At 70.1% G+C, this 11,609-nt stretch carries 9 protein-coding genes and 1 pseudogene; 6 read left to right on the forward strand and 4 right to left on the reverse strand.

Going from position 1 to position 11,609, the window contains the following annotated elements:
• Positions 1-29: 29 nt before the first annotated feature.
• Positions 30-1,115 (reverse strand): SchA/CurD-like domain-containing protein, encoded by a 1,086-nt coding sequence (locus EV284_RS28300; RefSeq protein ID WP_130339066.1) that lies wholly within the window; start codon positions 1,113-1,115, stop codon positions 30-32.
• Positions 1,116-1,315: 200 nt separating this feature from the next.
• Between EV284_RS28300 and EV284_RS28305 the strand changes: the two genes are divergently transcribed.
• A complete protein-coding gene (locus EV284_RS28305) occupies positions 1,316-2,956 on the forward strand; it encodes an FAD-dependent monooxygenase (protein WP_130339068.1) in 1,641 nt (546 codons plus the stop codon).
• A 92-nt stretch (positions 2,957-3,048) separates the two neighbouring features.
• On the opposite strand, the gene EV284_RS28310 is transcribed toward EV284_RS28305, so the two are convergent.
• Positions 3,049-4,155 (reverse strand): PP2C family protein-serine/threonine phosphatase, encoded by a 1,107-nt coding sequence (locus EV284_RS28310; protein ID WP_130339070.1) that lies wholly within the window; start codon positions 4,153-4,155, stop codon positions 3,049-3,051.
• A gap of 453 nt (positions 4,156-4,608) precedes the next feature.
• On the opposite strand from EV284_RS28310, the pseudogene EV284_RS33715 reads away from it, so the two are divergent.
• Positions 4,609-4,790: pseudogene (locus EV284_RS33715) on the forward strand (Tn3 family transposase); the annotation flags it as partial.
• 418 nt (positions 4,791-5,208) lie between these two features.
• On the opposite strand, the gene EV284_RS28315 reads toward EV284_RS33715, so the two are convergent.
• A complete protein-coding gene (locus EV284_RS28315; protein ID WP_130339072.1) occupies positions 5,209-5,811 on the reverse strand; it encodes a Tat pathway signal protein in 603 nt (200 codons plus the stop codon).
• Between the two features lie 164 nt (positions 5,812-5,975).
• Here EV284_RS28315 and EV284_RS28320 point away from each other — a divergent pair, with 164 nt between their 5' ends.
• The gene (locus EV284_RS28320; protein ID WP_130339074.1) at positions 5,976-7,181 is read left to right on the forward strand and encodes a hypothetical protein; all 1,206 of its coding nucleotides are present in this window, start codon (positions 5,976-5,978) and stop codon (positions 7,179-7,181) included.
• A gap of 104 nt (positions 7,182-7,285) precedes the next feature.
• On the opposite strand, the gene EV284_RS28325 is transcribed toward EV284_RS28320, so the two are convergent.
• The gene (locus EV284_RS28325) at positions 7,286-8,134 is read right to left on the reverse strand and encodes an SDR family oxidoreductase (protein ID WP_207229158.1); all 849 of its coding nucleotides are present in this window, start codon (positions 8,132-8,134) and stop codon (positions 7,286-7,288) included.
• A gap of 390 nt (positions 8,135-8,524) precedes the next feature.
• Here EV284_RS28325 and EV284_RS28330 point away from each other — a divergent pair, with 390 nt between their 5' ends.
• The 3 genes from EV284_RS28330 to EV284_RS28340 all read left to right on the forward strand — a co-directional run bounded on the left by EV284_RS28330 (position 8,525) and on the right by EV284_RS28340 (position 11,582).
• A complete protein-coding gene (locus tag EV284_RS28330; RefSeq protein WP_130339078.1) occupies positions 8,525-9,076 on the forward strand; it encodes an EF-hand domain-containing protein in 552 nt (183 codons plus the stop codon).
• Positions 9,077-9,410: 334 nt separating this feature from the next.
• Positions 9,411-10,235 carry a methyltransferase domain-containing protein gene (locus EV284_RS28335; protein WP_130339080.1) on the forward strand — a complete coding sequence of 275 codons (825 nt, stop codon included), beginning with the start codon at positions 9,411-9,413 and terminating at the stop codon, positions 10,233-10,235.
• Between the two features lie 84 nt (positions 10,236-10,319).
• On the forward strand, positions 10,320-11,582 hold the full coding sequence (locus EV284_RS28340; RefSeq protein ID WP_130339082.1) for a cytochrome P450: 1,263 nt from the start codon (positions 10,320-10,322) through the stop codon (positions 11,580-11,582).
• The last annotated feature ends 27 nt before the right edge of the window (positions 11,583-11,609 follow it).

Here is an 11,609-nt window from a genome sequence, read left to right on the forward strand (position 1 = left end):
CGGTTGCGGGGTGAGAGGCGGCCACCGGATCAGGCGTCCGAGGCGCGGCGGTCGGTGACGAGGTCCATCCGGGCGACGTCACCGGCGAGCAGCGCGCGCAGCTCGGCGGCCTCGGCCGCGTCGGCGGGCAGCGCGTCCACGCTGTCGCCGCGCACGTCCACCAGCCGCACCACCACGTCGTCGCGCTGGAAGACCGTGCTGCGCAGCACCGCGCTCGCCGGGTCGTCGGCCGCGGCCTGGTCGTGCTGGGAGAGCAGCTCGGCCAGCCGCATGCCCTGGTCGGCGCGGGCCGGGTAGAACAGCGCGAGGCGCCTGCCCTCCGCCTGCTCGTCGGCGACCACGTGGTGCACCGCGGGGAGCGCCGCACGGGTGAAGAACATCCGGGCCGACTCCTGGTCGTCCAGGTCCCGGTCCTGCTCCAGGTAGGGGTTGATGGCCTCCTCGACCGCCCGCACCTCGGGCTGCCGGGCCACGTGCCGCAGCGCCGCGAGCAGGTCGCCGCGCACCTCGATGGCCCGCACCACCCGGTTGCCCTGCATGAACAGCGACGTCCGCAGAAGCTGCGTGGTGTCGTCCACGCGGGCCTTCGGCGAGGCGTAGTCCGCGAGGATCGCCGCGACCTTCTCCTCGGTGCCGGGCTTCACGGTGAAGGTGAGCGCGTGCCGGATGACTCCGTCACCGATGCGCGGGTGCGCCTGGAGGCGGCGGCCGGGGGCCGACTCGGCGGGGACCGCCGGGCCGCCCGTCTCGCGGACGATGTGGAAGCGCAGCGACCGGGTGTCACGCACGCAGGAGTGCAGCGGCTCCACCATGTGCACGTGCTCCTCGCTGTTCACCCAGGTGAGGAACGGCGGGGCGCTCTCCCACTCGCTGGTGATGAGCCACTGCGAGGGGTTCTCGATGGACTGGCAGAGCTGGTCGCTGACGTGACCGGGCACCTGGGTGACCTGCGAGCAGAGCTGCTCGTACGCCTCCAGGAACTGCTGCTGCGCGCCGTCGTACACGTCGACCAGGAGGACGACCCGCAGCGGGGAGCCGTCGAACACGGACTGGGATACACGCCTGGACACCTCGCGTGCCGGCGTTTCTGAGGGACGTTCAGACGTGGTGGTCATCCTGCACACATCTCCTTCGCGGGGCAGAACCGGCGCCGGCCTTGGATCGGGCCCGGCAGCGTTCCTTGATCCTGTGCCGGGCTCCACAAGCCCGCGACTCCTGTGAACCACGTGGGTGATTGGGCACGCGGAGCCGCCGCCACCGGGAAGGAAGAGTCCGAGGCGCCCCACGCGCCCACCCCCAGCCACTGGAGGCTTCGATGCATCAGAAAGCCGACCACCGGGTCCCCGTCCTCATCGTGGGCGGCTCACTGGTGGGCCTGTCCATGTCCGTGTTCCTGGGCCGTCTCGGTGTGCGGCACATGCTCGTCGAGCGGCACTCCGGGACCTCGATCCACCCGCGCGGACGCGGCAACAACGTCCGCACGATGGAGCTGTTCCGGGTCGCCGGAGTCGAGCCGGACATCAAGGCGGCCGCCTCGCTCCTCGCCGACAACCACGGCATCCTCCAGACGCCCACCCTTGTGGGTGACGCCGGGGAGTGGCTGTTCCGGAACATCGACCCGGGCGGCGGCCTGGCGAAGTTCAGCCCCACCGCCTGGTGCCTGTGCAGCCAGAACGACCTGGAGCCGGTCCTGCTGGACAGCGCGCGCGAACTCGGCGGCGACCTCAGGTACTTCCACCAGATGGAGTCCTTCGAGCAGGACGCCGACGGAGTGACGGCGACGGTCTTCGACCGCGGCACCGAGGAACGGTTCACCGTCCGGGCGGACTACCTCGTCGCCGCCGACGGCCCGCGCAGTCCCGTACGGCGTGCCCTCGGCATCGGGCAGAGCGGGCCCGGTGACCTGTTCGCCAACGTCAGCGTCACCTTCCGGTCCCGCGCGCTGGCGGACGTCGTCGGCGACCGGCGCTTCATCTGCTGCTACCTCACCCACCCGGACGCGGACGGCGCGCTGCTGCCCGTGGACAACAAGGAGAACTGGGTCTTCCACGCGCCCTGGCACCCCGAGCGCGGCGAGACCCTGGAGGACTTCACCGAGGAGCGGCTGCGCGACCACATCCGCCGGGCGGTCGGCGTGGACGAACTCGACGTGAAGATCACCGGTATGGCCTCCTGGCGTGCCGCCGAACGCGTCGCCGACCTCTACTCCTCCGGCCGCGTCTTCCTCGCCGGAGACTCCGCCCACGAGATGTCCCCGACCGGCGCCTTCGGCTCCAACACCGGTATCCAGGACGCCCACAACCTCGCCTGGAAGCTGTCCGCGGTGCTCTCCGGATGGGCCGGCCCCGGCCTGCTGGAGTCCTACGGTGCCGAGCGCCGCCCGGTCGCGGCCGCCACCAGCGCCCGCGCCTCGGCCCGCTCCGTCGAGCACAGCCACCCCGGCTTCGCCCCGGCCCCCGGTGTGGGCGGCGCCAAGCGCGGCGGCATCCTCAACGTGGTCCTCGGCTACCGCTACCCGGCCGGCGCGGTTCTCGGCGCCGACCCCTACGCCGAGGTCGTCCCGGACGCCCTCGCCCTCGACGGCCGCCCCGGCAGCCGCGCCCCCCACCTCTGGCTCCGCCGGGGCGGCCTGCGCCTGTCCACCCTCGACCTGTACGAGCGCTCGATGGTCCTCCTCACCGACGCCCCCGACGACGCGGGCTGGTACGCGGCGGCCCGCCGCGTCGCGGCGGAGGACGGCGTCGCCCTCGACGCCTACCGCGTCGGCCCCGGCCCGGACGCCGACCTCACCTACGAGACCGAGGGCTCCGACTGGGCGACGGCCCACGGCACCACCGCCGACGGCGCGGTCCTCGTCCGCCCCGACGGCTTCGTCGCCTGGCGCGCCACCAGCGCCGCGGCGGACCCGGACACGGTCCTCCGCGAGGCCCTGACGTCGCTGCTGACGCCGGCCTGAGCATCCTTGAAGGCCGCCCGCACCTGGTTGGTGGGGGCGGCCTTCGTCCGGTCCGGCGTCGGCGAGGCGGGCGTCGGTGGCCCGCCGTACCCTCACCCGGCCTGGCGCTGTACGGCGATCATGACGGCGTCGTCGTCCAGGTGTCCGCCGACGTAGTGCAGCAGGTCGCGCCGGAAGCGGCGGAGAAAGGCATCGGGATCGGCCTCGGTCCAGCCGGTGATGCGCTCGGCGAGCGGGTAGAAGGTGCCGGCGGGGTCGCGGGCCTCGGTGACGCCGTCCGTGTAGAGCAGCAGGAGGTCTCCCGGCAGGAACGAGAAGCTCTCGACGTGGTAGCTCGGATCGGTCAGTTCGCCCAGTCCCAGAGGGGGTGCGGGACGGGAGGCGGCCACCGTCCTCGGCCGGCCTTCGCGCAGGACGATGGGCGGAGGGTGCCCGCAGGAGATCATCTGCACCGGGCCGTCCCGGTCGGGGATGTCCAGGACGGCCGCGGTGATGAACGCTTCCCCGTAGCTGCCCGCCTCCCCCGGCTCCATCAGATCCCAGCACACGCTCCGGTCGAGGTAGGCCACCAACTGGTGCAGGCCGGCGTCACGGTGAGCCGCGACGCGGAACGCCCCGAGCAGCAGTGCCGCGTCGTTGACCGCGGTCATCCCCTTGCCCCGCACGTCGCCGACGATCAGGCGGGTACCGGAGGCGGTGCGCGCGACCGCGTAGAGGTCACCGCCGATGCGGGCCTCGGCCTCCGCGGCGAGATAGAGGGAGGCCAGGCGCAGCGGACCGAGCCGGCGCGGCAGGGGAGGCAGCACCACACGCTGGGCGGTCTCCGACACGTACCGCACCTGGGTCAACTCCTTCGCGCGACGCTCCCGCACCACGCAGAAGACGACCAGGCTCACCCCCACCAGCACCAGGGCGATCACCTGTGCCTGATGGTTGGTGGACAGCAGCACGCCAGGATCGCGCAGCACCCCGATGACCGTCTGCGCGATCACCGCCAGCGCGGCCACGAGTCCTACCGTCCAGGGTCCGCCGAACAAGGGGGTGATCGCCGGAGCGGCGACGAGCAGCGGCCCCAGGTGGATGTGGGGCGGCACCAGAACATCCGTCACGGACACGGCGACGATCCACGCGATGGGGATGACGACCAGGGCCCGGTTCCTCCGCACGGGCCGGTCATCTCCGTCGGGACCTTGCGACATGACTTATCTCTACACCGGCCGCACTTGATCCGCCCGACGGGCGCACGGCCGTCCGCGGGTGCCGTGTCCTCGGGGCGGGAGGGCCGTGGGTGGTAGCGGTGTCCCCTCGCCTGGAGACCACAAAGGCCCAGGTCACAACGCCGCTGACCTGGGCCTTGCCGGAGCCCCCTGTCGGATTCGAACCGACGACCTACGCATTACAAGACCGAGAGCGTTCATGTCGTCTCGTGCCCTGTGATGCTGGCCCGTGACGTTATGCCTGATCAGACGATGCGCACTGGGTGTCTCCGTGCTGCCCTATGCTGCCCCGTCCAAAGGCGTCTGTCCACCGGCTGTCCACCGGAGGACGGCCATCGCTCAGGACGTGGTGACCGCCTGCTGACGCGCTGGCGCCTCAGATGCCCGGTCGGTCATGCGGTCTCACACACTTGTCGAGACTGAACAACCACCACGTCGGAGGCGTGCAACATCGGCCTGAACCCTGGTGACCAACCCCGCCATCAACGCCCTGACCCACTCCCGGCTGGTCCACGGTCGACCAGTTCTGCCTCCGTGGCGACCCGATCGCCGCGGCGAACTCGAAGCTGATCGCCGCGCGAGGCCAGGTGCCGATCGCCCAGTACCGGGGCGACGGGCGGCGCGGACGCCGATGAACAGGACAGACGAGCCCGAGGCTCCCCGCCGGTCGAGCCGGCGGGGAGCCCTTCATTCAGGGGGCAGGTCATCCCAGGGTGATCAGCTCAGCCGCGGCCGTCGCACGCCTTGCAGTCGCCGCTGCCCCGGCAGCTATCGCACTTCCAAACACCTCGGTAGCCGGAGCCATCGCAGGTCGTGCACTTTCCATCGCCCTTGCAGCGCTGGCACTTGTTCCACATGGTGAGACCTTCTCCTCGCTACTGTCTTGTCGGTTGATGTCGTTGGCCGGCAGGTAGCGTCTGGTGAGCTGCGGCCGTCGTGCGTCGTTGCTGCTCGCGCAGGGGCACCAGAACCATCTGATCCGGCAACCGGTGCCATTGCAGGCGGCTCACCTTCACTCTTGCTTGCTGATTGGCCTCAGTACGTACGGGCCTTCTCCCAGCCGCGTGCGTTGTCCAGCGTGGTCTTGAAGTAGTTCCTGGGCGGGGTGCCGCCGCCGCCGGGCAAGTGGCTGCCGCTGAGAGCGGGGCTGTACTTACGGAAGATCGCGATTGCCTTCGTGAGGCAGTTGTTGGAGAGGATCTGGTAGCCGTTGTTCTTCATGTTGATGAAGGTGCGCTGCGCGGCCTTGAGGTCGCCGCCGGCCGTGTAGACGCACCGGAACGCGTCGTAGCGGGCGAGCTCGATCTTGCGCTTCCTGCTCTTCGTCTCACCGCGCATCTCCGACCAGGTTCCGCCCTGGATCCAACTGCCGTTGTCCTTGCCCGGTGCGGTGTGGGAGTCTCCCTCGGCGTTCTCGGTCGTGCCCCAGATCCAGTGATTGGTGTTCTTCGGGTCGCGGATCGCCCAGGCGACGTGCCCGTAGGTCCGGCCGGCGAACTTGGCGCCCTCCTTGTCCAGGAAGAGGCACGCCCGGCCGCCCGAGGCGGCGTCGGCGGGTGTGGACGCTGTGGCGAGGGCCCCGGTGGCGAGCACTGCCGCAGTCGCAGTCACCGCGAGGGCATTCTTGATCTTGCTCACTGTGGTGGTTCTCCTTTTCTCGTTGGCCCCGACGTGAGGGGCGGCGGCCGGGCGTCCCATGCCGCTGAAACCGAAGGTCCCGCAGCGAGACAGGGAGATCACCAGTGCAAGAGGTACGAGGATTTGCGGCGCAACTTGCACCTCCGTAGCCTGCTGCTTCTCGGTTGCACCGCAACGAGATGTCCCTCGGAGGGGAGCCGTTGATGGGGGATCAGGGGGAGTCGTTCGCGGAGTTGTCGCACCGCCTGGCGCAGGTCCTCGACGCATGGCAGACATGCGTGGGAGAGCCGACCGAGCGGGGGAAGCCGCCGCGCAAGGTCCTGGTTAAGGCTCTGGAGGCAGAGCGGGGGACGCCCGTTTGGCAGTCCCGCAAGAAGATCGACGAGGCACTGCTCTCGTACTGGCTGAAGGGCCGCGACCAACTGCTGCCTGGCGTCAAGCACAACCGGCTACCCAGCGAGGAGGACTGCGCGGCTGTTGCGCGGGCGCTGAAGGATTATGCGCCCGAGAACGCTGAAAAGCTCCCCAAGATCGGCTGGGAGATCGCCGACCTGGCGCGCCGTCTTCGAGTCGCAGGTGGACCGGGCTGGCGGAACCGAGTCCTGGCGAGCATCACCGGGCAGCCCGCCGAACCCGTCGAACCGGCCGAGGACATCGAGCGGACCCCGGCCGCACAGGCTGCCGGACGGGCCACGGCCACCGAATCGGCCGAACCCGTCGGAGCAGCCGGCGCGTCGGAGCCGACCGCAGTCCCAGCGCAGACGGCTGGGCGACGCTGGAAGAATGGGCAGGTCTGGGCGGCGGTCACAGTCGTAGGGGTGGCCGGGACAATCGCGTTGGGCGTGCGGCTGGAGGGCAGTGGAGAGTCCTCCTCTGCCGGTAGGAAGCCAATCGGGTCGGCCACGCCCGGCACTCGGGGTGCGGACGTGGCCGAGCCGGGTCCTGCTGTCTCAACCGAGTCCGGCGGCGTTGAGGTCAACCACCGATGTGGAAAGGCCCGGAGCGCAGGTGCCGTGTCCTGGACGCCGTGCACAATCCTCGCCAAGGACGGGACGATGTCCTTCCTGGTGAAGTTCACGAACACCTCGGGCAAGCCGGTCACAGTGAAGGCGAAACTCGCCTACGTCCAGGCCGCGGTGGAGCAGACCTGTCCAGACCCGTGGGGGACGTCGGTGAAGATCACCGTCCCCGCCAGAGCGACGAAGACCAGCCCGCTGAATGCGTGCACCGCTTCGTTGACGCCGGCTCAGGCATTCCAGGCCAAGGGCTGGGTGGTACCCAGTGCCGCAACGCAGTGGGGGTATCGCGAACACTCCCCGACGCTGCACGTGCAGGACGACGGCACCCCGGTGTGGGCCGACGAAGCGTGACGGCTCGCCCACAGTGCGCGCGCAGCCGAACACCCGCCCACATCGCGTTGCCCGTCGTGGCCCGCTGGGTACGTCTGTAGACGGCCCGGAGACGGGCGGACCGTTCAGTTCCTGAGGTTCTTCAAGGCCGATGTTCCGCCGAAGACCCGGTCCAGGGCCCGGTCCGGCAGCAGCCTGGACAGCACCCGGCTGCCCGTCGCGTCGCGGCCGACGGTGTACCGAGTCCTGGGCCGCTCGGCGACCAGCGCGCGGAAAACCACCTGAGCCACGTCGTCGACAGTCGTGCGGCTGCTACGGGCCGAGGTCTCGTTGGCCTCCATGAAGCCGAGGAACGAGTCGCGGTAGAGCTCCCGCACCGGCTCGGGGGCGCCGTCCAGAACTCGGTTGCCCGTGTCGGCCATCTTGGACCAGAGCGGGGTCAGGACGGCGCCCGGCTGGATCACCACGACGGGGACGCCCTGTGGAGCGAGTTCACGGCGCAGCGCGTCGCTGAGGGCCTCCTTGGCGAACTGGGAGGCGGCGTAGGCGCCGAGATAGGGGAGGGCCACGTTGCCGAGGCCCGAGGACACATTGATGATCCGGCCCGCACCGGCACGCAGCAGCGGCAGGAAGCCCTGGACCATCTGCACCTGGCCGATCACGTTGATGTCGAGCTGACGGCGCATCTGCTCCATGGGCACGCACTCCAGCGGAGCCGTGACCGCGATGCCGGCGTTGTTGACCAGCCCCCACAACCCAGCGCCGCCGAGCAGCCCGGTCACCTCGTCCACCGCCGCCCGGACCGACTTCTCGTCCGTCACGTCGACGATAACCGGCGTCATTCGCCCCGCCGCAGCCCCACGCAGCCGTTCCCCGTCCTCGGGGCGGCGGACCCCGGCAAGGACGTGAAAGCCGACCCGGGACATGTGGAGCGCGCAGGCTTCCCCCAGCCCGGATGAGGCTCCAGTGATCATTACGGCCCGGCCTGCGGGTGACGTCGGACCTGACGATTTCGACACGTGTTCACTCCGGTTGAGGGCGTGGAAGCGGAACCAAGTCGTGCTCCGCGGATCGGCCGGCGGGGTGCTCAGCTCCTCGCCGTAGAGGGCACGGGCGGCAGGTTCGGCGTCTCTCGGCTGCGCGGAGCCGACGGCGTCCGGCGACCGCACGGGTATACGGCTTCCGTTGCGGGAGTTCAGTATGTGCTCCGTCCGTGCCGGGCGTGCATCGGTTTGTACCGAACGCACTCCTACGGGTGGCCTGGCTGAGCCGAAGGAGTGAAAGGCCAGTATCAGCACTTTTGTGCGGGACGTACCTCACGCAAAGGTGCTTCTGTCCATCCCCCTCGTCCCCTAGGAGGACGCATGACCGCCGCAGTGCAGGACGTCATCACCACCAAGCTCGAGCGCACCTTCGACACCATGGACGCCAATAACGACGGCTACCTGGACTGGTCGGACTACCAGCAGCTCGCCAACCGCTACATCCAGGCGTACAGGCTCGACAAGAACGACCGCCGGGCCAGGGCGCTGCAGACCTTCTGCCAGATCTACTGGCTGGAGCTGCTGCGTCACGCGGGCGTGGACGGTGACCGGCTGACGAAGGACCAGTTCGTCACGGCCAACCGCCTCGCCGTCGTCGACACCAGCCGCCTCAACGTGACCGAGGGCGGCGGCCACGCGATCTTCGACGTCATCGACGTCGACGGCGACAACGAGATCAGCAAGGAGGAGTTCAAGCGCTTCCTGCACGACGTGTGGAAGAGCGAAGCCCCCGACGCGATGGACATGTTCACGAAGCTGGACACCGACGGCGACGGCGCGATCTCGCGCCACGAGTTCATCCGCGCCGTCCGTGAGCACTTCCTGTCGAATGACCCGGAGGCGCCGGGCAGCCTGTTCTTCGGGCGCGTCTGAGCGAATCCGGTCAGCCGGTCCGGACCGACGGCGTGATCCCGCTCCCCGCACCCGCTCCGCCGGGCACGTTCGTCGCCCCTACGGGAGCGGGTGCGGGGAGCACCCCCGTCGGGCGACGACGTTCCGCGGGGCTCCGCCCGTCGCTTCACTGTCGTCGTTCCGCCGGACAGGTGACACCCGTATCCCGGAAGGGTGAAACCGCAGCTCATTCGCCCTAATCCGGTCGGCACGCTTGGCACGATCGAACCGCTCGTCGCCCATTGGCAGCACAGGAGCCGGCGCACAGGCCGGCGTCCGCGGTACGTGACTCAACCCACCGTGAAAGGTCTCCCTCATGCTGACGCAGAACCGTCATACGTCCGGCGAAGTGGGGACCTTCTACGACCGTCACACCGACGTGTACGACCACGCTCTCGGCGGCAACATCCACGTCGGCTACTGGGCGGACGACTCCGATCACAGTTCCATGCGGGAGGCGACCGACCGGCTGACGGACCTCGTCACCGATCGCCTCGCCCCGGCCGAGGGCCAGCACCTGCTTGACGTGGGGTGTGGCCACGGCAGCACCGCGGCGCGGATCGTCGCCCGGCACGCCGTGGAGATCACCGGCATCAGCGTCAGCGACTACCAGGTGGACCTGGCAAACAGCCGTCCCCTGTCCCCGTCCCTTCCCGGACGGGCCACGTTCCGGCTGGCCGACGCCATGGAGAACCCCTTCGAGGACGGGACCTTCGACGGTGCCTACGCCATCGAGTCCCTGATGCACATGAAGGACAAGAAGGCGGCCGTCGGCCACATCGCGCGGGTCCTGCGCCCCGGCGGCCGGCTGGTCATCGCCGAGCACAGCCTCGCGGGCGAGCTCGCCGGGCCGGACGCGACCCGCATGGCCGACGCGTACAAGTACTTCAAGTTCTCGCTGACCACCGACATGTACGGGGAACTGCTGCGCGAGGCCGGTCTCGAAGTGGTGGACCACACCGACATCACCGAGAACGTCCAGCGCTGCTACGCCAGCATGATCAGCGGTTGGCGGGACGCCGCGGACAACTCCAGCGGCGAGACGTCGCGCGAATGGGCGACGGCGGCCGACCTGGGGCACTGGTTCTTCTTCGAGGTGCCGGAGCTCCGCTACGGGCTCCTGACCGCCGTCCGCCGCTGAGCACCCAGCACCGCGGCTCGCCGACGAGCGCCGAGAAGCGCCGCTCGTCGGCGAGCACCCCTACCGCCGCCGAGGTCGTCAGCCATGCCCTCCCCGCCCTCCCACGACCGCTGCCCCTACCGCCTGGACGGCAGCGCCGCGGACATCCACGGCGAAGCCGGGGCGCTGCGCGCGCTGGGGCCGGCCGCCAGGGTCGAACTACCCGGCGGCGTACCGGCGTGGTCGGTGACCGACCCCGGACTCGTCCGGCGACTCCTGGTCCACCCCCGCGTCTCCAAGGACGCCCACCAGCACTGGCCCGCCTTCGTCGACGGCGACCTCCCCGCCGACTGGCCCCTGCGGATCTGGGTCGACATCCGCACCGTCCAGACCGCGTACGGGCCCGACCACACCCGGCTGCGCCACCCCCTGGTGCCCGCCTTCGCCGCCCGCCGTGTACGGGCGCTCGCCCCGTGGATCGAGAAGACCACCGCCGCGCTCCTGGACGACCTCGCCCAGGAGGCGGCCCGCGCTCCCGACGGGGTCGTGGATCTGCGAAGGCTGTTCGCCACGCGGCTGCCGTGGCGGACGGTCACCACGCTGGTCGGGCTGCCCGAATCCATGCACGACGCTTTCCAGGCCGTCAACGACATGGTCTTCACCACCGACCTGAGCGCGGAGCAGGCGAGCGCCACCGAGGCGGAGGCCGCGCGCCTCCTCGCAGACCTGATCGCGCTCAAGTCCGAGTGGCCCGCCGACGACATCGCCACCGCACTGGTCGACGCGCACCGCGCGGGCCGGCTCGGCGAGCGGGAGGTGGGCGACAACATCTGGATGGTGCTCGGCGCCGGCTACGGAACCACGGCGAACCTGCTCGACCACGCCGTGGTCAACCTCCTCACCCACCCCGAACAACTCGACCTGGCCGTGTCGGGCCGGGTCGGCTGGAACCGGGTCGTGGAGGAGACTCTGCGCCACCAGGCCCCGGTGGCCAGCTTCATGATGCGCTTCCCCACGGAAGACCTCCACGACGAACCGACGGGGCTGACGTTCGAGCGGGGCGAAGCCCTCGTCATCAACTACGCCGCGGTCGGCCGCGATCCGGCAGTGCACGGCGCGGGAGCCGAACTCTTCGACATCTCCCGTCCCACCGTCCGCGAGCACCTGGCCTTCAGCCACGGCCCCACCTACTGCCTGGGAGCCGAACTCGCCCGGATGGAGGGTCGCATCGCGCTGTCCGCGCTGTTCTCCCGGTTCCCCCGCCTCGGCCTCGCCGTCGATCCCGACCACCTGACCGCTTTGCCCTCCCTCATCTTCAACGGCCACCGGGAGATTCCGGTGCGGCTCGAAGGAAACCCTCACAGTTGAGCACCCACCACGGATCACCGCGCCCGT

Source organism: Streptomyces sp. BK022, assembly GCF_004217355.1.
In the GTDB taxonomy this organism is placed as follows: Bacteria; Actinomycetota; Actinomycetes; order Streptomycetales; family Streptomycetaceae; genus Streptomyces; species Streptomyces griseoluteus.